At 58.7% G+C, this 21,803-nt stretch carries 16 protein-coding genes; 12 read left to right on the top strand and 4 right to left on the bottom strand.

Going from position 1 to position 21,803, the window contains the following annotated elements; translation table 11 throughout:
- Positions 1–76 precede the first annotated feature (76 nt).
- Entirely contained in the window at positions 77–2,248 is a 2,172-nt protein-coding gene (locus NLY37_RS14955; RefSeq protein WP_031245991.1) for a polysaccharide biosynthesis C-terminal domain-containing protein, read from the top strand.
- Between the two features lie 221 nt (positions 2,249–2,469).
- Positions 2,470–3,672 carry an acyltransferase family protein gene (locus tag NLY37_RS14950; RefSeq protein WP_023714707.1) on the top strand — a complete coding sequence of 401 codons (1,203 nt, stop codon included), beginning with the start codon at positions 2,470–2,472 and terminating at the stop codon, positions 3,670–3,672.
- 49 nt (positions 3,673–3,721) lie between these two features.
- Here the strand turns inward: NLY37_RS14950 and NLY37_RS14945 are convergent, their stop codons facing one another.
- Together NLY37_RS14945 and NLY37_RS14940 are read right to left on the bottom strand one after the other, a co-directional pair.
- The gene (locus NLY37_RS14945) at positions 3,722–4,858 is read right to left on the bottom strand and encodes an NAD-dependent epimerase/dehydratase family protein (RefSeq protein ID WP_084558914.1); all 1,137 of its coding nucleotides are present in this window, start codon (positions 4,856–4,858) and stop codon (positions 3,722–3,724) included.
- A 159-nt stretch (positions 4,859–5,017) separates the two neighbouring features.
- Positions 5,018–5,695: a helix-turn-helix transcriptional regulator gene (locus tag NLY37_RS14940; RefSeq protein ID WP_023706589.1), complete on the bottom strand. Its 678-nt coding sequence runs from the start codon at positions 5,693–5,695 to the stop codon at positions 5,018–5,020.
- Positions 5,696–5,949: 254 nt separating this feature from the next.
- On the opposite strand from NLY37_RS14940, the gene NLY37_RS14935 reads away from it, so the two are divergent.
- Positions 5,950–7,668, top strand: coding sequence for a sensor histidine kinase (locus NLY37_RS14935; protein WP_023689782.1), 1,719 nt, complete (start codon positions 5,950–5,952; stop codon positions 7,666–7,668).
- A gap of 101 nt (positions 7,669–7,769) precedes the next feature.
- Here the strand turns inward: NLY37_RS14935 and NLY37_RS14930 are convergent, their stop codons facing one another.
- A complete protein-coding gene (locus NLY37_RS14930) occupies positions 7,770–8,447 on the bottom strand; it encodes a LuxR C-terminal-related transcriptional regulator (protein WP_023670902.1) in 678 nt (225 codons plus the stop codon).
- Positions 8,448–9,081: 634 nt separating this feature from the next.
- Between NLY37_RS14930 and NLY37_RS14925 the strand changes: the two genes are divergently transcribed.
- The 9 genes from NLY37_RS14925 to NLY37_RS14885 all read left to right on the top strand — a co-directional run bounded on the left by NLY37_RS14925 (position 9,082) and on the right by NLY37_RS14885 (position 19,648).
- Positions 9,082–9,810 (top strand): nucleotidyltransferase family protein, encoded by a 729-nt coding sequence (locus tag NLY37_RS14925; RefSeq protein ID WP_023681041.1) that lies wholly within the window; start codon positions 9,082–9,084, stop codon positions 9,808–9,810.
- 49 nt (positions 9,811–9,859) lie between these two features.
- Positions 9,860–11,011: a DegT/DnrJ/EryC1/StrS family aminotransferase gene (locus tag NLY37_RS14920; RefSeq protein ID WP_023670904.1), complete on the top strand. Its 1,152-nt coding sequence runs from the start codon at positions 9,860–9,862 to the stop codon at positions 11,009–11,011.
- Positions 11,008–11,682, top strand: coding sequence for a sugar transferase (locus tag NLY37_RS14915; RefSeq protein WP_023681043.1), 675 nt, complete (start codon positions 11,008–11,010; stop codon positions 11,680–11,682). The genes NLY37_RS14920 and NLY37_RS14915 overlap by 4 nt, the downstream gene beginning before the upstream one ends.
- A 44-nt stretch (positions 11,683–11,726) precedes the next feature.
- A complete protein-coding gene (locus tag NLY37_RS14910; protein ID WP_023711226.1) occupies positions 11,727–12,731 on the top strand; it encodes an SDR family NAD(P)-dependent oxidoreductase in 1,005 nt (334 codons plus the stop codon).
- Entirely contained in the window at positions 12,728–14,005 is a 1,278-nt protein-coding gene (locus NLY37_RS14905) for a hypothetical protein (RefSeq protein WP_023741171.1), read from the top strand. The genes NLY37_RS14910 and NLY37_RS14905 overlap by 4 nt, the downstream gene beginning before the upstream one ends.
- Entirely contained in the window at positions 13,992–15,251 is a 1,260-nt protein-coding gene (locus NLY37_RS14900) for a polysaccharide biosynthesis/export family protein (protein WP_023741172.1), read from the top strand. Before NLY37_RS14905 ends, NLY37_RS14900 begins: the two co-directional genes overlap by 14 nt.
- Before the next feature lie 72 nt (positions 15,252–15,323).
- Positions 15,324–16,238, top strand: a complete 915-nt coding sequence (locus NLY37_RS14895; RefSeq protein WP_245270789.1) for a class I SAM-dependent methyltransferase — start codon at positions 15,324–15,326, stop codon at positions 16,236–16,238.
- Between the two features lie 333 nt (positions 16,239–16,571).
- Complete coding sequence (locus NLY37_RS14890) at positions 16,572–18,284, top strand: type I secretion system permease/ATPase (protein ID WP_023681048.1); 1,713 nt, start codon at positions 16,572–16,574, stop codon at positions 18,282–18,284.
- 26 nt (positions 18,285–18,310) lie between these two features.
- Complete coding sequence (locus tag NLY37_RS14885; protein ID WP_023670911.1) at positions 18,311–19,648, top strand: HlyD family type I secretion periplasmic adaptor subunit; 1,338 nt, start codon at positions 18,311–18,313, stop codon at positions 19,646–19,648.
- 289 nt (positions 19,649–19,937) lie between these two features.
- Here the strand turns inward: NLY37_RS14885 and NLY37_RS14880 are convergent, their stop codons facing one another.
- On the bottom strand, positions 19,938–21,368 hold the full coding sequence (locus tag NLY37_RS14880; protein WP_023741174.1) for a coiled-coil domain-containing protein: 1,431 nt from the start codon (positions 21,366–21,368) through the stop codon (positions 19,938–19,940).
- Positions 21,369–21,803 lie beyond the last annotated feature (435 nt).

The raw sequence follows: 21,803 nt of genomic DNA, 5'->3' as shown, positions 1-21,803 counted from the left end.
GGTTTGAAGATGCGTCTGCGATCTTCAACAGAATCTCCAGGGAGCGATCGCGTCCCTAAATCGAGCCAGCTACACGATGATCATTGAATTTTTCGGACCTCCAGGATCCGGCAAAACAACCTTCGCACATGCGCTTGCGCAGCAGCTGCGCGGGAAAGGCTATCACGCCAAGGTCGCCCTCAGCTACAAGCCAAGCACCAGGGCCGCCAAATATGATCTCGGAATCTTTCTGTTCATATCACGGATCGTATCGGCGATATTTTCAACAGCCAGAATATTGCTTTTTTCGGCAGGGCGAGCCGATGATATTTCCAATTCCTTTGCAATGGTGAGGATGATACCGCCAAAAAACCGAATATGGCGCGCGCGAATCTGGCGATACATCCTGCACCTTTCGCGTTGCTGGAAGTCTGCGGAGCAATCGCCCGAAATTACGATTTTCGATCAAGGATATGTTCAAGCGATTGGTTCGCTTGCGATGTTCAATGGGAGCACCAACCCCAGAACGCTGGAAAAGGCGCTCAGCCTCGCACCGGCGGCCGATCTCACCGTCAGGCTCTTGGTGCCAGCTGCGGTCGTGGAAAGTCGCCTTCGTAGGCGGATGGAGCTTGAGCCGCCGGCGGAACGGATTTTCGAGGCCGACTTGAACGTGAACATGCGCTCGTTCGCCGTTTTTGAAGCGATGCATGACCTCCTGACAACATCTGGCCGGGAAATCATCTCCGTCGAATACACCGATGGTCCATCGACCTTTAAAAGTATTTGTCGGATTGAGAGACAAATACTTTCTGCATTGTCGCGCTTCGATAGGGCGGTCGGCGAAAAGCAAATTGAGTTGCCATCTCATCGCGCAGACGTAACAACTGGTTCAGCAACCACACCGCCGCGCAACAAGGACATGGGATCGCGGCTCGCTTGGGCAAGCATCTTCGCCTTGTTGATCTATATTGGTGGCGCTGGTTTGACCAGTCTTGCCCAGTTGGCAATTGCACGCCTTATCGGACCTCACAACTACGGCATCTATTCCTACGTTCAGGCTTGGACGTCAGTGCTCGCCTATCTGGCAACGCTTGGCTTTAATGTATCATTGTTGCGTTTCCTCCCGGCCTATAGGGCCAGTGGCAGGCTTGATCTGGCCCGCGGGGTGATAAGATTTGCGCTGCAGAGATCGCTGATAGCGGCAACCTTGTTCGGGATGATCGGCGCTGCGTCAGTCCTGTTCCTTTCAGATCCAACGGAAAGAGGGCTTGAGACAAGCATCGTGCTCGGCATGATGGCTGTGCCCTTGGTTACCGCCTATGCTCTCGGAGCCACGCTTGTGCGTGCTTTCGGCGGCGTTGTCTCGGCGTTGTTGCCGGAGCGCATCATGCGAGACGGGCTCCTGCTCGTGTTGGTAGCCCTCCTGGCATTGTCGGGATTTCGAACAGTGGATGCGCCCTCGGTGACGCTGGCGGTGCTTGTGAGTTCCGCTTTCACAGCGGCCCTGGTGTTCATCATCGCGAGGAGGTTTGAACCACCCGGCCTGGGACACGCCAAGCCAAGTTATGCCTCGAGGGAATGGTGGCTTGCCGTCCCCCCGCTCATGCTCATCACCGGGCTCGATGTTTTCGTCAGTCGGGCAGGAGTCCTGGTTTTGGGCTGGACAAGCCATATTGCTGAAGCGGGTATTTTCGCGCTGGCCTTGAATGTCGCGATGCTCGTGGGCCTGTCCCGTATCGCCGTGGCAACCATGTTTTCGCCAACAGCAGCCGATCTCTACGTCAGAGGCGATCGCAGAGGCCTACAACAGCTGTTCGCGCGCGCAACCCTGCTTTCTGCTGGCGGTGCCATCCTGGTGGCCGTCCCGATGATGGTGATCGTCGAGCCGTTCTTGAGCTATTTCGGTGAGGGTTATAGCGCGGGAGCGCCGATCGCACGGGTTCTGATTTTGGGATATGTCTTTGTCGCGCTGTGCGGGCCCCAACAGAATCTCCTGACCATGACTGGAAATGAATGGGCTGCGGCAACGACGATGATAGCGGGTGCTGTGGCCAATATCATTGCCTGTGCAGCCGGAGTTGCGGTGTACGGCCTGCTTGGCGCTGCGGTGGGTGTGGCACTTGCACTGAGCATCTGGAGCATTGCCATGGCCGTTTATATCCGCAAGCGACTGAAAATCATGCCAGGCTTGGTTTTTGCCTTGCTGTCGATGAGGCCGAGCGCGGTCGACGCCCGTCAATGGCATTGGTTCTTGAGGGCGAGCAAATGAGACCACTGTTTTCGCTACGGTGATCGCCGTCGTTCGGGCAGGAAGTCACGAAGCCCGGATCGCACAAAGGCCATAGGGCTGCGCAGACGCTTCGGCGTATACCTGTTCCGGACACCCGCGTCCCCGCGGGCAGCCGATACTTTGCGGGCGGTGTCCGTCATTTGAAGGATGCATCAGTTTCGGAGGTGCACCACGGTGTGCTCACAATCTGCGGAGCATCCATGGAACAAGCCCGAATGGCGAGCGCCTCGGCGCCTGCAGTGCGTCGCTCGGAGAGATCGACGCCTGTCGAGCGCAGCCAACGCGAAACCCTCACCCAGGTCCAGGTCCTGCGCGCCCTCGCGGCTAGTTCGGTCGCGCTGCGACACGCCCAGCATGATGCGGCCACCCTGGAATTACAGGCCGGCCGCACCTTTCAGAGCTGGAATCCGATACCATGGAGCGCTGGAGTCGATATTTTCTTCGTGATTTCCGGGCTTATCATGGTGCATACGTCGCGACAGCTGTTCGCAAAGCCCGGGGGCGCGCGTCTCTTCATTTCCCGCCGGATCGCGCGAATTGTCCCGCTATATTGGGCGCTCACCTCGCTCTACATTGCGGTAGCGGTGGCCGCCCCAAATCTTCTCAACCAGAGCTACGTCGATTTCAGGTTTGTAGTCGAATCCTACTTATTCGTTCCGGCCAGTCGCCCTGACGGCGTCGTTCAGCCGGTCTACGAGCTGGGTTGGACGCTCAATTATGAGATGCTGTTTTACGTGCTGTTCACGGCGACGATCGTGCTGCCCATGCGGTGGGCAGTTACGGTCCTGCTCGCGATCCTGGTTGGGATGGTGCTCTCGGGCGCTCTTGGGGCTCCTTTGCCTGAGCCCTGGGGTTTCTGGACCAATCCGATCATCCTCGAATTCGCTTTCGGCGCGATGATCGGGGTCATGTGCGCCTCAGGCCTGCGGCCTTCCGGCCCAATCAGGGCCTGTATGGCCGCAACGGGACTGGGTGCCCTGATGCTTGCGGCGGCGTTTCCCGATATCTCGGCCGGCTTTGGTCGCTCTGTCGTGTATGGCATTCCGGCGTCTCTAATTGTTTGGAGTGCTGCCTTGGCACCGCCGGGTAAACTGAGGCATGACAGCCTGGCGGCGAGGTGGGCCGCTGGCGTTGGCGATGCGTCATACGCTCTTTACCTCATGCATCCATTCGTGATCCGCGCCATGCGCATATTGTTCTGGCGTACAGGGTTGATCTTTGTGCTCGGCCCGTGGGCCTTCATCGGTTCGGCCTTGGCGATAACCCTCGGCGTGGCATTTATCACCCATCGTCTGTTCGAGAAGCCGCTCACCCGCTATGCGCGGCGCCTTTTGGGGGTCGGGCACAGTACAGGACGGCAGCTTGGGCCCCTTCCAGTGCCGGCGTATCCCAAGACAGATTGAAGGCGAGCCGCGACCCTGTCACACCAAGGAAATGGCGGCGTTGTGCTCACTATGCCGTTGCCGGAAGGCCAGCTGGTCGCACCTGCCCCACAGGGCGTGCATGGAATTCCCGATACCATTCCACGAAACGTTGCACGCCGTCCTCCAGTGTTGTCGCCGGTGCGAAGCCAACGGCGCGGCGGAGGTCCCTGACATCGGCGCGGGTTTCCAGGACGTCACCTGGCGGTAAAGGTACGTTGACGCGAACGGCGCGGCGACCAAGGGCCGTCTCGATGAGCGCGATCAGATGGTTGATTTCTTCCGGCCGATCATTGCCGATATTGTAGAGCCTATATGGCGCCGAACTGGTGGCAGGATCGGCAGCGCGACCGTCCCAACCGGGATCCTGACACGGTGGTTTGGCGAGCACGCGAACAACCCCCTCTACGATGTCGTCGATATAGGTGAAATCCCGCCATACGTGCCCGGCATTGGCGATTTCGATCGTTCGGCCCTCGGCGATGGCATGGGTGAAAGTATAGACTGCCATGTCGGGCCTGCCCCAGGGGCCATAGACGGTGAAGAAGCGCAGTCCGGTTACGGGGAAGCCGAACAGATGGCTGTAGGAATGCGCCATGCATTCGTTGGCGGCCTTGGTGGCGGCGTAGAAGCTCACCGGATGATTGGCACCATGATGCTCGGAAAAGGGTATGCGTCGGTTGGCGCCATATACGGAGCTCGACGAGGCATAAACGAGATGGCTGACGCCCGCGTGTCGGCAGCCCTCCAGAACGTTGAGAAATGCGACTATGTTTGACTCCACATAGGCATGCGGGTCGACGAGCGAATGACGCACCCCGGCCTGGGCGGCCAGATGCACGAAGTGCGATGGCTGGAATTCGCAGAACAGCGCTTTCACCAGCGACCGGTCCGCCAGGTCGAAGCGCTTCGGCGTGAACCTCGGCTCGGCGCAGAGCCGTGTAAATCGCGCCTCCTTCAGCTTCAGGTCGTAGTAAGGCGTGAAGTTGTCGACGCCGATGACCTCGGCGCCGAGCCGCAAAAGGCGTGACGCAACATGAAATCCGATGAACCCAGCGGCGCCCGTGACGATGATCGGCCCCGTGTGCGTAAGGTTCGACGCAGCACCATCCTGCAGCGCGTGAACGATATCCGCCAGCTTGTTGACCTTCGAATCTGCTTCGGCCATGGCAAGTCACTCCCGTTTCCAGGTTCCGCGTTCCGCGCTATCTCGGCAGCGCTTGAACGATCGGAAATGGCGCCGCCGGCCTTGTGATCTACGCGACAGCGCGCTCAATGCGGGCCGCCGCTGTCTGAATCAAAGCGGATGCAGACAGCAGTCGATTTCTCATGGCAAAACCGAAATGCGCCCCAAAAGAGCCACTAGTTCCGCCTGACGCCTCGTGTCGGTCTTGGCGAACAGCGAGGCGAGCTGAGAGCGAATAGTCGTGCGACTGAGATGCCAGCTACGGGCGATCTCCAGGGGCGCGTCGCCATGGGCGAGGCGTAGCGCCAACTGCGTTTCCGCGCTGGTCAAACCGAACATCCTTTGCAACGTGCGAGGGTTGGCCGCCGATTTGTTATCCCGGTCCAGCAATGCGACGACGGTTGTCCCGTCCGGTGTAACGACGCCCGTCTCGTTCATGGTCACCGGCCTGTCGCCTCTGCTGTGGATCACTACCCATGAGAGTGAGCCCGGCTGGAGGTGGACCGGAACATTCGCGACCAGCCGCCTCAACCCGGCAGCAAGCTCGACGGCTGTATCAGTTGCTTCGCCCTGGCGTGCGAGGGTGTCCCGAGCGGCAGCGTTCCATTCTATTACTTTCTTGTCTCGGTCCAGGACGAGATAGCCGCAACCCATACGATCAAGCATGCCGGTGATGGATTCCAGGCTGCGTCGTCGAGATCCGCCGACCCTTGCGTCCGGTCGGTCCACAAGGCTTATCGGCCTTTCGTGGCGGGTATCGTTCAATACAATGTATTGCCTGCCTGCAAGCGTATCGTTTCGCGTTTCAATCAGTGTCATCGCTTCCACCCAACCCATTGCTACTGACGCAAATCAAATCTGATGAAGTTGCTGCTTCAACTTGAATTTCCACATACTGCGAGAAATCTGCGAATGGTTTTTCCGCAGCGTCTCTTGGATATATCTTTCTGAAGAGCGCTCCTGACACCATGATTTTATTCGCCGGCAAAGTCATGGCAATCGGGCATTGGGATTAGGTGCCACCCCTTCGGCCTAGTCTCGACGGACTAGACCGAAAGTTGTAGTCTTTGCGCATGGGTTCGGACCTGCGCTGGCTCAAATCGAATGTGTCGAGCACTACGTGGGCTCATCTAGCTTCGCTTTTGGTGTTTGCAGCATCGATAGCATTCGAGGCGATAAGTACGGTATATGGCGGCCAGCCGTTGCCGCTTGTTGCGTTTATCCCCATAACCGTTGTCATCGTGTATCTTGAGGGCCGTTTTGTTGCCATCGCAGCAACGCTTCTGATGGCGGTCGCCGGCTTGTGGATGCGACACCTGTTGGACGGTCACCTCACTGGTCGAGACTGGACCGGGGCCGTCTTCCTTCTGGGTTCGGGTAGCCTGATCGCAACCGTGTTCCACCGCCTGCGACAAGATCTGCACGGCGCGCTCAGGGTGGCAGAAGCGAGGCTCGCTGCCATCGATGCTGCCGCCTTGGGCTTTGCTAATACCAATCGCCATGGCGAACTGCTGCAGTCGAACAGACGGCTTTTGGAGATGACCGGCTACGCGCACAAGGAACTTGCCCAACTGGAGCTGGAGGAACTCATTTTCCCCGACGATCGAGGTACTGTGCGGAAGCTTTTGCAAGATTTGGGCAATGGGACCGCGTCGGCGACGGATATCCGCGTTTTGCGCAAGGATGGCACGGCATTTTGGGCTCACCTGGCCCTGTCTTCGTCGCGGCCGGACGAGGCGCCAAATGAGAGCGTATTCGTGGTGGTTGACGATATTTCCGAGCGACAAGCGGCACGCGAGGCCCTTCGGGCTCAGAAGGAATGGCTCGATCTCGCCGTATCTGCCGGGCGCCTGGGCACATGGCAAATAGACATTGAGGATGGGACAGTCGCCGGCTCCGGCAAGTTCTGGGACATCCTTGGTCTGCCTCCGGCCCCAGTCCGCCGCTTGGAAGAACTCTCGGCCGTAATCCATCCCGTCGACTGGCCGAAGTTGTCCGCCTCGGCAAAGCCTTCATCGGCATTGAACTTTGACGTCGAGATTCGCGTCCGGCAAGTGGATGGTCACACACGCTGGATTGCATTGCGTGGACGGCAGGAAGAGCACGGCGACCGCAAAATGCGCATCGGGGTGGCGGCGGATCTGACCGAACGTCGACAAACAACTTTGCTTCGCGCCGCCGTAAAGAGACGCGAGCGCATAATGCGCGAAGAGCGCCATCGGTTCAGCAATGTGTTTCCAGTGATTAGAGCTCTGGTCAACATGATCGATACTCCCGACAATGATGTTGCCAAATACAAGGAGATGTTGATCGATTGGATTCGAACACTGGAGGCGACCCATCGCATCCTTTCTCGTCATGCCAACCTGTCAGGGATGCTCCATGAACTCGTGGACCGGGAATTGCAGCCCTTCAAGGAGACACGCGACATTACGATCAGTGGACCTTCCCTCACTGTGCCAAGCGGCGCCGCCGAGGGCTTGGCGATGATCCTTCACGAGTTGACGACAAACTCGGTGAAACATGGTGCGCTGGGTGACCCGAATGGCAAGGTCGAAGTTAAGTGGCGATTTGCATCCGAGGACGAAGGTGACGACCTCGTGTTCGATTGGGTGGAATCGGGCCGACGGAAGAGTTCAAAAGTCGTACGCCGCGGGTTCGGGTCACTGATAATCGGTGTGGACAGCACGCCGCTTGTCGGGCATTCCCCGAATATGGAAATAACCGAAGATGGCCTTCGATATTCGCTGCGTGTATCGCGCAAAGAAATTGAGGAATTTGGATTGCAATAGAGCCCCTCCAAGTCGAAGCCGAATTGGCCAATTAACCGATGGTGTGGGCCCTTTGCTGCGATTTCCTGCAAGCAAACTCGGGCCGGTTCGAGGGGCATACGTCAACTCGCCTGTCTCGTCAGCCAGCTTTGGAGCAACACAGCTGCTTCGGTACGGTTTCTAACCCCAAGCTCACGCAGCACGGCTGCGGCATGGATTTTCGTTGTCGCCTCGGCAATGTCCAGATTACGGGCAATCTCCTTATTCGAGTACCCCTCTGCCATCAGCTTGAGGACGTCCTTCTGTCTAGATGTCAGCCTAGCGACGTCGCCCGAGCCCTCGTGCCGGCGGCTGGGATTTTGAACCGGAGGTGGGGGGGCATGCGATCTCTGGTCGGCAGACGTTCGAGATAGCAGAGATGGCACATAGATCCGGCCAGCGAGGATTTCGTTTACAGCCAGCACGACTTCTTCGTCGCTCTGCGATTTGACGATATACCCGTGAAGTCCGATCGAAAGCGCGGTCAGTATCTCCGAGCGGGAATCATCCCCGGAAACGATCGCAAAGCGAGTGTCAGGATAGGCAGCCATAAAGTCGCTGAGCACTTCCTGATGGAACAGCCCAGGCATGTTCAGATCGAGGATCGCAAGATCGATGGAAGCCTGCTCCTCTAGAAGATTGACCGCGGCATCGAAACACGAAGCTTCGAATATTTCGGCGCTTGGAATTCCAGCCATGAGAGCCAGCCGGAGACCACGCCGATATAAGCCGTGATCGTCGGCAATGACGATCCGAGCCATGCAACTACCCCAACGCGTTACTCGGTTCCCGACGAGAAAACCCGCTGGAACCTCCCATTCGCCTATGATCGACAATCCGTGGTGGTCCTAAAATGGCGGCCATCCACTGGTCAACGCATCACAGTGATGTCCGCAGCGTCCCATCCACGCACATCCAGAACGTCTAATATAATACTAAATTGCGAAGCTCATCCATAGATTTTTAACCCTGGCGTGCGGTGCCCGTCCGCAAAACGATGCCGGTTCCCCATTTGTGGGTCCAAAGCCAGCTGTTCAGGACCATCGTAATCATGTGACATCTGTTATGTCGCCACCCGCTGTCGCCGGACCTGTAGGCCGGTCCGGCCCTGGCGGATCGCAGCTTTCTTGAAAGCAACTGCTTTCGTTTTATCGGCGTCATGATCAGTGCCCAATCGCGCTTCTATCGGCTGTTGATCTCGTGGCCATCTAATACCTTGAACGTTTTGAATCCCTACCATTCGAATGCACGACGACAGCCGCCCCGGCTGTCACATACCTTTTCGCATATGATGTTCGGATTGCCGCCGAGGTTTGGCCGGATTTGAGGGTGTGCCCTGGCCGGACAATGGAACACCGATCCCGAACAAAGCCAACTGCAGATCAGGAGGATCGAATGAAAGCGGTGATTCAATGTGGTGGGATGGGTACGCGCCTTCGACCGTTTACATCGGTCCTGCCGAAACCATTAATGCCGATAGGGGCCAGGCCTGTTCTTGAGTTGCTTTTGAAGTGGCTGCGGCGCAACGGCATTGAAGAGGTATATATTACGACAGGGTATCTAGGACATTTGATCCGGAGCGTCTGCGGCGACGGATCGCAATGGAACTTGAAGATCAAATATACCCAGGAAATGGAGCCACTCGGCACCGTCGGACCTCTCTCTCTGATTAGGGATGAACTGAACGAAACATTTGTCGTTCTGAACGGCGATGTCCTCACAGATCTAAGCCTGAGCCGGTTTGTAGCCGCGCACCGCTTGCATAGGGATCCCGTTACGATCGCCACGGCGTGCCGTCATATCAAGATGGACTTCGGGGTCATCGACGAGATCGACAATACCGTCCAGCTCTTCCGGGAAAAGCCGACGCTTTCCCATCTCGTCAGCATGGGTATTTACTGCATGAACCCAGATGTCCTGCGGTTCATTCCGTCCGGGATCCCATTTGGGTTCGATGACCTGATGCTGCAGATGATGCAGGGCGGCACGACCGTGCATGTTTACAAGCATGACGGTCTTTGGCTCGACATCGGTCGTGTCGATGACTTCCAGAATGCACAGGCAATTGCCTGGGAAGATCAGTCGTCCTCAATCGAGGTCGCGGCTGCCGCTGCAGCCGCATGAAAGTCTGATGCAGAGGTCTAGCCACTAACAAGGCTTTCAGGAGGTCAAGATGCTCTTGGTGAGCGCCCCGATCCTAGGCGTGCCAGAGAAGGCAGCCCTGTCGCAGGTGATTGATAGCGGCTGGCTTACGATGGGGGACAGGGTACGAGAGTTCGAACAGGCCTTTGCCAGCATGCATGGCGCGCGAGATTGCGTCGCGGTTGGTTCCTGCACCGCAGCGCTCCATCTTCTCCTCCATGCTTTGGGCATCGGCCCTGGCGACGAAGTACTGGTTCCTTCGCTGACGTTCGTGGCGACGGCGAATGCGGTGCTGTATGTAGGGGCGACGCCGGTCTTCGTCGACATCGAGTCCGTCGACGTGCCGTTGATCTCGGTTGCGGAAGCCGAAGCGCGGTGCACGACGCGCACGAAAGCGGTCATTCTCGTTCACTTCGCCGGGTATCTCGCCGATCGGGAACAATGGCAGCGGTTCGCCCGGCTTCGCGGGCTGCATATCATCGAGGACGCTGCGCACGCGCCCGGGCTTAGGGAAGTCGGGACCTTCGGCGCCGCGGCCGCGTTCAGCTTCTATGGCAACAAGAACATGACAACGGCCGAAGGGGGCGCCGTGATTGCACGTGACCCCGATCTGCTCGACAGGGTTCGCCTGGCCCGCGGGCACGGAATGACCACGGGGACGCATCAGCGGCTGAACAGTCGTACGCCGCAATATGATGTCACGATGCTCGGGTTCAACTACCGAATGGACGAGATGCGAGCGGCAATAGGGCTGGTTCAGTTGCAGAACCTGCAAGAGTGGAACGAAATCAGGCGTATCATAGCTGTCTTGTACCGACGCCTGATCGCGGACCGTTGCCCAGCCATTGTCATTCCATTTAGCGAACCCCGGACGTCGGCTTACCACATCATGCCGATCGTCCTGCCGCGCTACGCGAGCCGGCAGGATGTCATCGACGAGCTGCGGACACAGGGCATACAGACCACCATCCACTACCCGCCGGTGCACCAAATGACGTTCTACCGCGAGCGCTTTCCCGGCGTGAGTTTGCCCCGAACAGAGGATTTCGCTGAGCGAGAGCTCACAATTCCGCTGCACCCCCAGATCACTTCCGCCGCCGCCGAATCAGTCGTGGCTGCCCTGGCAGCCGCGCTCAAAACAGGCGCGCTCAAAGCAGGCGCCCAAAGAGGAACTGCTGCATGAATGCGTTAGACCCTGCCTTTCACCGGATGTTCGTTCCCAATCCTGATCACGGCTTTGCGAGACGCGCAATCGATCTTGCGGTGGCGGGCATCGCTACCGTCGCATTGGCGCCATTGATGCTGCTGATCGCCGGAGCGCTTCTGCTCGAGGGCGGTGGCTCGATCTTGTTCGCTCAGACCCGCATCGGGGCCGGCGGCCGAACCTTCCGCATGTACAAATTTCGCAAATTCGGTGTGAACTGCGGCTCTCAAGGCCTTGCGCTGACGGTCGTGGGCGATACACGCATGACCACCGTTGGCCGCTTTCTCGCAGCGACGAAGCTGGACGAACTACCGCAGCTGTGGAATGTCCTCAAAGGCGAAATGGCGATCGTCGGCCCACGGCCCGAGAGCCTGGCTTTCGCCGATTGTTTCCGGGGCGAGCTTAGGGCCGTGCTGCAATACAAGCCAGGCCTGCTGGGACCAGCCCAGGTCGTTTTTCGGCACGAAGCGCATTACTTCCCCCAATCCGTAGATCCGATCGTGTTCTACCGGGAGGTCATGTTCCCCGCCAAGGCAACACTGGACCTCTCATATTATCCGCGACGCACCATCGTCTCCGACCTCGCGTGGATGGTGCGGGGAGTGCTGGCAGTGGTCGGTTGGGTTCCGGTACCGCCGATCGACGTTTGAATATCCAAGGGAAGCGTTCCAAACAGCCAAAGGAATGCGCAGTGATGAGCTACAATGGAAAGAAAGTCCTGGTGACCGGCGCGGACGGATTCATCGGTTCGCATGTCACGGAGGCGCTTGTTCGCAACGGGGCAGATGTCACAGCCCTTGCCCTTTACAATTCCTTCGACAGCCATGGATGGCTAGACGATCTGCCGGACACCATCCGCAGCCAGTTGAGGCTCGTCCGTGGTGACGTCCGCGACAGTGCGTTCCTTAACCGGATCATGCGCGGCCAAGCCGCGGTTTTTCATCTGGCGGCGCTTATTGCGATTCCATACTCCTACGCCGCTGCCCAGTCCTATGTGGAAACCAACATCTTAGGCACGGTGAATGTCCTCGAAGCGGCGCGCCTGTGGGAGACGGAGCGGGTGATCCATACCTCGACGAGCGAGGTCTATGGAACTGCCCAAACCATGCCGATCGGCGAAACACACCCCCTGCAGGGACAGTCACCGTATTCGGCGTCCAAAATCGGCGCTGACATGATGGCGGAGTCCTACGCCAGGTCGTTCGATGTCCCTGTGGTCATCATGCGACCCTTCAACACGTATGGCCCGCGCCAGAGTGAACGCGCCATCGTGCCGACCATTATCCGGCAGGTCCTCGACCCGAAATGTCCTGCAATCATGATCGGGGATACCAGCCCGATCCGCGACCTGACCTATGTCGAAGATACCGCGACAGCGTTCCTGACCGCAGGTCTCGCCCAGCTCGAGTTCGGCCACGCCTACAACGCTGGCAGCCAACGCGCTGCGACCGTCTCGGACGTATTGGCCATTGTTCTTGAGTTGACCGATTGCAAAAAGCCGGTCCGTCGTGATGAAAGGCGCCTGAGGCCGCAAAATTCCGAAGTTCGCGCCTTGCTCGCCGACTCCTCGCGCTTTGAACGCGAGACTGGATGGCGGACACAGACCAGCCTGCGCGATGGGCTGGAGCGAACAATCACGTGGTGGCGCGAGCGCCTTAGTGAAGGCCGGGTACGGCGCGAAGTGGGTTACATGACATGACCCTGGGCGGCCGTCATGCGTTGGCGCTGTTGCTGGCTGCCGGTGCCATATCTCCCAACATCTACGTTGCCGGTGGCCGTCAAAGCAAGGCAGCGGAGGCGGCGGCCACTGCGGTCCTGAACAACCTGCCGGGCTATGTGCGCGAAACAAGGGATCCTTGGTCTGGCATGGTTTTCGCACGGATCACCAGACCGGGCGTTCTCGGCCGGGCGGGTGTATGCGGGAAGAAGTACTGCACCCACCGTTACTCAAGCGCACAGGCTTGGAATGCCGACCAGAGCCTGCTCCTGATCGCCAATGGCTGCGGTGGCCTGTGCTTTCTCGACGGACAAACCTACTTGCCTTTGTTCCACCGCAACCGCGCGACCGAATGCGAATGGCATCCCACCGATCCCGAGTTGATGATCTGCGTCGGGGGCCGGCAGATTGCGACATGGGCCCCACGTACCGATCATGAGGACGTCGTGTTCGCCTCCGGAGCGTACTCCAACCTCAAATTTGGACCCAACAAAGGCAATCCGAGCCGCGACGGCAGCCGGATTGCGGTGCGTGCAACGAACAATGACGGCAGAGCGGTGGTCTTTGGCTACGATCTAAAGCTACGGCAGAAATTCCCCGATATCGATCTTGCCGAATTCCCGGGAACAACCGGCTCCTGCTCGATCTCACCACTCGGAATCAACATAGTGTGTTCCCAGCAATTACCGGACGGAATCGAAGCGAGTTTCGTCTTCTCCATCGACGGCATATTGCGCCAGAAGTGGATGGAGCACCATCGACCGGGCCATGGCGACATGACGGTCGATTCCGACGGAAGCGAAATCTATGTCGGGATCAGCAAATCGGATCCTGACAAATATCAGGTGATCAAGCGCCGCTTGGCTGATGGCAAGGCTACCTCGCTGATGAAATATGGCGAGGCCATGCATGCGTCACTCAGGTCGCTCGGCAGGCCCGGCTGGGTGTTTCTGAGTTATGGCGGCACGCCAGCCGAACTATCGCAGCACCCGGATTGGGCGCCTTACGCTCAGCAAGTCATTGCGCTGCGTCTAGACGGCAGTCGAGAGGTCCGCCGTGTCGCAGACACGCACAACGCGCCCTTCGACTACTGGAGCGAGACGCATGCCTCTCCGTCTCCAGACGGCTCCCAGGTGGTCTGGTCCAGCAACTGGGGCGTGCCCGGTGGCCCGGTATACGATTTCGTTACTCGTGTTGAATGGCCTTTGAAGCCGGTGTTCGACCGGAAGGAGATTGTCGCAAATGATCTTCAGTAGACGATACGTTCTTGGCGCAGTCGTGATGATGTCGCTAACCTCGATGGCTTGCGCAGGCGAGGTCGAGCCCTATCAACTCTCACCTGGCGATACGGTCGAGATAGGAATAGCGCCTATCCCTGATCGGACGCAGCGCGCCATAGTCCAGATGGATGGCAATATCGCCCTTCCGGAGGCGGGGATGATCATGGTCGCAGGCCTGACGGCGTCTCAATTGCAAAGGCGAATGCAAGAGCTCTTGCCAAGCAAGATTTTTCACGTGCGTCTGACTGACGGGCGGGAGCAGACAGTTACTGTCGAGCCCGACGATGTCACAGCAATCATAGCGGACTATCGCCCGATCTATGTAACGGGCGATGTGCTCACCCCAGGACAACAGGCCTACCGTCCGCTCATGACTGTACGGCAGGCGCTGGCCGTTTCCGGCGGCTTCAGTTTTTTGCGATCACGGGCGGGCCAGGCCGGGCCTGATCCGGTCGATCTCAAGCGCGATTACGAAATGCTCTGGGGAGATTACACGAAAGAATACCTTCACGCTGCCCGCATTCGCGCCGAGCTTCAGGGCCAGGCGGATTTCGACAAGAAGACACCACAGGGATCACCTCTTTCGCCGAGCGTTGTAGCCGCGATGGCTCAGGCTGAAGCAGAGGCGCTAAAGGTTGCGCTGAGTGATTTCCGGCAAGAGCAGGATTTTCTGGAGAAGGGCCGGACGGACGCTGCCGAGCAAATTGGCGTTTTGCAGAAACGCGAACGAGTCGAGGGCGAGAGCGTGAAGGCGGATGAGCAAGATTTGGCGCGAGTGACGAAGGCATTCGATGCAGGCAATCTGACCAACACCCGGCTCGCGGATGTCAGGCGCGCGTTGCTTTTATCTTCAAGCGGCGCGCTTCAAACCTCGGTCGAACTGATGAGGGCGCGGCGCCAGCAGGAGGACTTTGTCAGACAGCACGAACGCAACGACAATCAAAGGAGGATTGGCCTGCTGACGGATCTGAAGGACACCAACGCCCGGCTGGCGGATGTCACCGCCAGGCTCCATGCCGCCAGCGAGAAGCTGCAGCCGACCGGAGCATCCACACAGCCATTGCCGATTGCCGGCGAAACGGTACGGGCCCAGGTGACCATCGTACGCAAGATCGGCAATGAATGGCGCAAGCTGTTGGTTGACGAAGATGCGATTGTGCTGCCGGGGGATACTGTCGAAGCCAGATTCAGCAGTGAACTGCAAAGTGTGGCAGTCCAATAGGGCGTCAGCCGCAGTCCGTGCGGAGCTTACTGTTCTATCGGGGGGGCGAACCCAACTGAACGGAGATCCAAGGTGAGGCGCATTTTCAACCAGGGAGCGACCCTGACACCCTCAACGAACGCGGATCAGGTGACGCAGTCGTCAAGTTATGCTTTCCATATGCCGTCAGCGCGAATTGTGCGGTCCAGGTCGCGCGCCGGTGAGTCCGGAAATTGGCAGGAATTTACGTCTAGCAAGGAGAGCAATTCGCAGGGCGGCTTCGTGTCGGACGGCTACAGGACCAGCCATTGCGCGCCCGGCTACGGCCTACATTACAACAAAACGCACAGTTCCGGCTATTATGGCGCGCTTTGGGAGAACATCGAAAAGCCCCTGATCCTCGACGTTCTTCGCCCCTTTAGCGGAGCGAGCCGAAACTGCCTTGATTTCGCATGCGGAACAGGCCGCATCGCCGAGGTAGCCGCCGGCCTCTTCAGCGAGGTGGTTGGCGCCGACGTTTCCAGAACTATGCTCGACAGCGCTCAAGTACCGCCCAATGTGAGTTTGCGTCACGTCGACGTGACAAGGGAGCAGTTGGGTATGACGTTCGATGTGGTAACCGCATTTCGTTTTTTCCTGAACGCAGAGGATGAACTGAAATGGCATGCACTGAAAGCGATCAATGAGCACCTTAAAGATGGCGGGCGGCTTGTGTGCAACGTTCACATGAATGCGACGTCGCCCGTCGGCCTGGCGTGCCGGCTGCTCAATCGAGTGTCTCGACGCACCATTCGCAACACGCTGAGCGCAGCGAGGTTCAAGGCCCTCCTGACTGCCTCGGGATTCACCGTCGAGCAGACGATACCGTACGGTTACCTGCCTCGGCCGGGAAACCTGTTGCCAGGGTTCTGTGAAATGATGATGCAGCCTGTCGAGAAGGCCTGCAGAAGGCTTCGCGTTCCTGGCCAGCTGGCGCAACACTTCCTGGTTGTTGCGAGGAAGCGCTAAATCCCGAGAAAGCCCCGAAAACGGCAGGCAGCGGTTTTCTTGGGGTGGCTCGCCCGGCATGAAGCCCGTCTAAATACGGTGGAACGGCAGTTTTCCCCCGATTTAATATGTGGGTTCCGGGTTTCTCGGGTCAGCGCCACGATTTTGCTACATTTTGACTAAAGTCCAATCATGTTAGCGGGGCGTAATATTAGAAGGCTAAGGGGATACGCTCCTGAACAGCAAGAGATTGTCCGTGCCCAGTGGGGCCAGTGAGCTTGCGCAACGATCTCTCACGGGAGGTCGAAACCCATGAACCCTGGTGGAAGGAGTTCGTCGGATCTGCGAGGCGCAATGCTTGGGACCGTGCCTGGCCTGGTAGGCGTCGGCGTCTTCTCGGCAGTCATAAACCTTCTCGCCCTGACCGGCTCGGTCTATATGCTGCAAATTTACGATCGCGTTTTACCTTCGCAGAGCGTTCCGACGCTTGTCGGGTTCACGATCGGAATGCTGGGTCTTTACGCTGTCTACGGGCTGCTGGATTTCGTGCGGCTGCGCCTGCTGGTTCGAGTGGGCAATCGTGTCCATAGGAATTTGAAGCAGAGGGTGTTCGGCCTCTCACTGTCCTTGCCGCTCATTGGCGGGCAGGATGCGAACCGGATACAGCCCCTCCGTGATCTCGATCAGTTACGCGGCTTCCTTTCCGGAATGGGGCCGACTGTCATCTTCGACGCTCCGTGGATTCCATTTTACCTGCTGATCATCTATTTCCTGCATCCTGCGCTCGGTCTGTTGTCCACAAGCGGTGCGATCATTGTCGTGCTGCTCACGGTCATGGCGGAAGTTCTTGGCCGCACATCGGTGACACGCGCGTCCGAGACGCTGGTGTCGCAACGCAATCTCGCCGAATCCGGACGCCGCAACGCGGAGGTCGTGCGCGCGATGGGCCTTTCCGCACGGCTTGCCCACCGCTGGGGCGAGATCAATAACGCATATCTGCGGCACCAAGAGAGGCTTTCCGACGTCGTCGGCGCCACCGGGGCACTCTCTAGGGCACTGCGTTTGGCCTTGCAGTCCTGCGTTCTTGGACTGGGTGCCTACCTGGTGATAGGAGGCGAAGCCTCGCCAGGCGTGATCATCGCATCCTCCATCTTGCTGGGCCGCTCATTGGCTCCTGTTGACGCCGCTATCGCGAACTGGCGAGGGTTCGCCGCGTTCCGGCAAAGCTATTCGCAACTGGCAACGGCCCTGGCCGCTTTTCCTGACCGGGACGAACATATGGAACTTCCGCGCCCCCAAGCGGAGCTTGCGGTCGAGGACCTGACTATAGCGCCACCGGGCCAGCAAAAACCGACGGTAGCCAATGTCAGCTTCCGCCTGGCTGCAGGGACGGGAATGGCCGTTGTCGGCCCGAGCGGTTCTGGCAAAAGCACGCTTGTGCGCGCGCTGGTGGGCGTCTGGCAGCCACTTCGCGGCACGGTGAGGCTGGACGACGCCTCGCTTGACCAATGGGACCAAGAACACCTTGGCGCACATATTGGCTACCTGCCCCAGGACGTCGAACTGTTTGATGGAACGGTTGCCGACAACATTTCGCGATTTGGCGGGAAGGGCGACGCCAAGGGCGTGCTTGCAGCTGCCAAGGCAGCGGGCGTCGACAAAATGATCCTGCGATTGCCGAACGGTTTTCAAACACGCATGGGCGAGGGAGGAACAGCCTTGTCGGCTGGACAGCGGCAACTCGTAGGGCTTGCAAGGGCACTTTACGGCGATCCGTTTCTTGTCGTTCTGGACGAGCCGAATTCAAATCTGGACGTCGATGGCGATACCGCCTTGGCCGGTGCGATCCTGGCAGTGCGCAGACGTGGAGGCATCGTCATCGTAGTTGCGCACCGTCCTTCTGCCCTTACCAATATCGACAGGGTACTCGTAATGTCCAACGGGATGCTTCACGCCTTCGGCTCACGCGAGGAGGTCCTGGCCAACGTCATCCGCCCCTTTGCTGCGCCTGTTGAACGCCCGGCAGCGGCCGTCGCGATGCACAAAGGGGTGAGCGGTCATGCATGAGGGATATTTTTTTGTCTGAGGCGACGATGGCTCCATCGGCCCCGATCGGCAATGGGAGCCGGCGCAACGCGATTTCGGGCACGCGCGATGGAATCGGGGCCAACCTGATCCTGGGTGCGGCGGTCACGGTTATGTTGCTTGCCGGCGGCGGGCTCTGGCTCGGTCTGACCAAGATTGCTGGCGCGGTAATTGCGCCGGCGACCGTGGTGGTCGAGAGCAACATAAAGAAGGTGCAGCATCTGACGGGCGGCACGATAGGTGGCATCTTCGCGCAAGACGGGGATCATGTACGGGCCGGCGATGTGATGGCACGGTTGGACGACACACTGACACGGGCCAATCTGCAGATAATTAGCAAGGATCTTGATCGGGCAACGGTTCGGCTTGTGCGGCTGGAGGCAGAGCGGCAAGGCCTGTCGGAGATGCAGCTTCCGTTCAGCCTTCAAGCGCGAATGGGCGAGCCGGAACTGGCTGCCTTGGTGAACGGTGAGCGCACGCTGTTCGAAAGCCGCGCTACGGCCCTCAACGGGCAGAAGGCACAGTTGCAAAGCCGCTCAAAGCAACTCGAACGCCAAGTTGAGGGCCTCAAGGCGCAACAGACCGCGGAAGAACAATCCGTGGTCCTGCTGGATGGCGATCTTGTCGATGTACAGGCGCTTTTTACAAAGAAGCTGGTGTCCAAAGAGCGACTTAGCAACATCAGACTGGATGCCACCCGGGCGCACGGAGAATCAGGGCGCCTCGCGGCGGCGGTTGCCGAGGCGCAGGCCAGGATCAGCGAGACCGAACTGCAGATACTTCAGCTCGATGAACAAAGGCGTAGTGACGTAACGAGCGAACTTCGTGAAACGGAAGCCAAGCAGACCGAACTCAGCGAGCGCAAGGTTGTGGCACAGGACGAACTGGCCAAAACCACCATCCGCGCTCCGCAATCGGGAACGGTACAGGAATCTTCCATTCACACGATCGGCGGCGTGGTTGCCGCGGGCGAAGTTCTGATGATGATCGTCCCTGACACCGGCAACCTTGTGGTCGACGCGCTGATTGCGCCGTCGCGCATAGATGACGTTCGTCCAGGTCAGCGGGTCTCGATCCGGTTTCCGGCTTTCGACGCCGGCACCACGCCTGCCTGCCAAGGGTCTGTCAAGCGCATCTCGGCGGACCTGATAAAAGATCAACAGCGCCAGCTTTCTTATTTCTCGGCGCGCATCAATGTCGAAGACAAGTCCACATGTCTGACCGATGCCAAAGTGCTCAAACCCGGTATGCCAGCGGAGGTTCACATAAGTACGGACGAACACAGCGTCTGGTCTTATCTGCTGAAGCCACTTACCGACCAGATGTCGAGGGCTTTCCGGCAATGACATGGCGGCTGTGGGCGGTCGACCGCGGGCACACTGCAGGCGTGCTTGCTGACATACTGGCTGGTAGGCGACGTGATGCCGGACAGGGGTGACGCCGGCGGACGACGCGCGAGCTCGTCTGGGACATTGTCCCGGCTACAAGGCCCCAACAGGATTTTCCTGGCCGCCTCACCAAGTCCTGCTCCGACAACAGCGTTAGCGTCCTGTCATCTTTTGCGCAACAAAGAGCGCATACCGTTCCACGATCATCGACAGGGGCAATTGCCTCACGAGGAGAGGTTCTTTGCCCCTACGACGCGGCGAGGGCCCTCCGGCGGACACGGCGTGCGGCATGCACCGTTCGGTCTGCAGTCACCGCTACATTTCCCACGTCAGATGTATGCGGCAAGGCGTTCGCGCTTCCATGCGACCTCTTGTAGGGCAGCAATTCCCTGACCCGAGCATTGACCGAGGCAATTTCGACCCGCAAGTCCTCACATTCCTGCCGTCTCACATCGAGTTCAATCTGATCGGACGCCTGCTGCATGGACAGTTGCGCAAAATCTGCGGTGATCTTGGAAAGGTTCACCTTGTTGGTTTCGGCCTCCTCAGCGAGTGCGGCCAACCTTTCGTCAGTCACCTGTTTTTCCGCCAGGGCGTCGCTCCATTGTAGCTGGAGCCTGGCGATCTCGGCCGCGGCCTCGTTGTTTGCGATTGAGGCGAGTTCGAAGCGCGATTGGAGGCTTTGAACTTCTGAGCGCAATCCTCGGTTCTCAGCCTGGCAGCGTTGAAGCTCGCCATCCATGTCCGCCCGCATAATCCTGGCTGCTTCGGTCACCTCCCATAACTTGGCCTGCGCAACCTCGAGTGAGGTGTGCAATTTGATTGCCTCTTTTTCGCTCTTGCCGAGCGCACTCAGCATTTCGGAATTTCGCGCAGCTTCGTTGGCATGGATCGTCGAGAAGGCATCCAGCCTATGCCGTGCCTCTTCCTCCCGCTTCATGGCCTTTTCCAGGTCAATAGACAGGCTCACATTTTTTTCACGCAGCTGTTTGTTCTCTCGGGAGCGCCTGTCGGCCTCGACATTTGCGGCGGCAAGCATGTTCGTGAGGTCGCCAAATTCCGCTTCGTTCTTTGTGGTGGTGTTCGCCGCTTCGACCAGCTCCAGCCTTGCCGCGGCCAACGCGCCACGGAGCACTTCACACTCCTGAACAAGGCTTGCCTGGCGCTGCTGCAATGTCTCGATGGTGCCTTGACGCTCACAGTACCGTCTGTTCAGGTCATTGAGTCTTTCCGACAAGTTCCTTTGATCTGCGATCAGATTTTGATTCGCCAGCTCCAGTTCGTTCGCACGGAGAATGTCCGCGTGAAGGATGTGAAAAAACTCGAACGTCAGTTGACATGTGCCTGTAATTTCGGAGATTTTTGCGTTGATGTCCTCGAAATGGAGCTTGGCATCGTGGAACAAGCCGTTAAACGAGCTCACGGCAGCAATTCGGCTCTGCGTGTGTGAGGTCAGCCGATGCGCTGGTATCGGCGAGCTATCATCGTCGTCGCCGGCACCGCCCTCACTCCGTACGCTGTCATCCTGTTCGTTGTTGTCGCCTGCCATGTTTGGCACGTCGGCGACATCCTCCAAATCGAGGCACTGGTCGACAGCGTTAGCCAAGTCAGCTTCGAGATCGTCGAACGACCTCTCCACATTGTCCTCGGCGCGTCTGATCAAATCCCTGAACTTCATGACTTCATCCCCTGCAGCCGCATGCCCGGAACCATTGAGGCACGAGGACTGAGATGCTTTTGTATCGAGAGCTCAACTCAGCGTCTTCGTTCAATCAAACGATGCCAGGGCGCCGGCGCCGCGAGGAGCCGAGAGCTGCGATTGGAAGGCCCTACATCGGTCTAGGTGCCTGCTGACTTATTCTTGAGGACTGCGCGACTCCCCTTCTTGCCATCGTCTTGGCGTCGATGGTGTGTTGCCTGGGCACATTAACGCTCAGGTGCAGAAGCCCCGACGAACGGCCCGGCACAGCCTCTTGTGGGGCGCATCAGGCGGCCGGGCCTAACCGGCGGTTGAGTGTTTTGGTTTGCCGGCTGACTCACCATGCGACCTTGGCGAGGCAAGCGCATCATTCGAACGAATTGGGACCGGCCGCCTGGCCGCCCAATCACACTA

The organism is Mesorhizobium sp. C395A (genome assembly GCF_030323205.1).
Lineage (GTDB): Bacteria > Pseudomonadota > Alphaproteobacteria > Rhizobiales > Rhizobiaceae > Mesorhizobium.
Note: the sequence above shows the minus strand (reverse complement) of the source record. Positions and strands in the feature narration are given on the sequence as shown.

What these genes read in the sequence shown, in the direction of transcription:
- NLY37_RS14880 (WP_023741174.1), bottom strand. Translation starts at nt 21,368, where the DNA reads ATGAAGTTCAGGGATTTGATCAGACGCGCCGAGGACAATGTGGAGAGG.
- NLY37_RS14920 (WP_023670904.1), top strand. Translation starts at nt 9,860, where the DNA reads ATGCTCTTGGTGAGCGCCCCGATCCTAGGCGTGCCAGAGAAGGCAGCC.
- NLY37_RS14930 (WP_023670902.1), bottom strand. Translation starts at nt 8,447, where the DNA reads ATGGCTCGGATCGTCATTGCCGACGATCACGGCTTATATCGGCGTGGT.
- NLY37_RS14945 (WP_084558914.1), bottom strand. Translation starts at nt 4,858, where the DNA reads ATGGCCGAAGCAGATTCGAAGGTCAACAAGCTGGCGGATATCGTTCAC.
- NLY37_RS14925 (WP_023681041.1), top strand. Translation starts at nt 9,082, where the DNA reads ATGAAAGCGGTGATTCAATGTGGTGGGATGGGTACGCGCCTTCGACCG.
- NLY37_RS14900 (WP_023741172.1), top strand. Translation starts at nt 13,992, where the DNA reads ATGATCTTCAGTAGACGATACGTTCTTGGCGCAGTCGTGATGATGTCG.
- NLY37_RS14935 (WP_023689782.1), top strand. Translation starts at nt 5,950, where the DNA reads ATGGGTTCGGACCTGCGCTGGCTCAAATCGAATGTGTCGAGCACTACG.
- NLY37_RS14905 (WP_023741171.1), top strand. Translation starts at nt 12,728, where the DNA reads ATGACCCTGGGCGGCCGTCATGCGTTGGCGCTGTTGCTGGCTGCCGGT.
- NLY37_RS14950 (WP_023714707.1), top strand. Translation starts at nt 2,470, where the DNA reads ATGGAACAAGCCCGAATGGCGAGCGCCTCGGCGCCTGCAGTGCGTCGC.
- NLY37_RS14940 (WP_023706589.1), bottom strand. Translation starts at nt 5,695, where the DNA reads ATGACACTGATTGAAACGCGAAACGATACGCTTGCAGGCAGGCAATAC.
- NLY37_RS14885 (WP_023670911.1), top strand. Translation starts at nt 18,311, where the DNA reads ATGGCTCCATCGGCCCCGATCGGCAATGGGAGCCGGCGCAACGCGATT.
- NLY37_RS14890 (WP_023681048.1), top strand. Translation starts at nt 16,572, where the DNA reads ATGCTTGGGACCGTGCCTGGCCTGGTAGGCGTCGGCGTCTTCTCGGCA.
- NLY37_RS14915 (WP_023681043.1), top strand. Translation starts at nt 11,008, where the DNA reads ATGAATGCGTTAGACCCTGCCTTTCACCGGATGTTCGTTCCCAATCCT.
- NLY37_RS14955 (WP_031245991.1), top strand. Translation starts at nt 77, where the DNA reads ATGATCATTGAATTTTTCGGACCTCCAGGATCCGGCAAAACAACCTTC.
- NLY37_RS14910 (WP_023711226.1), top strand. Translation starts at nt 11,727, where the DNA reads ATGAGCTACAATGGAAAGAAAGTCCTGGTGACCGGCGCGGACGGATTC.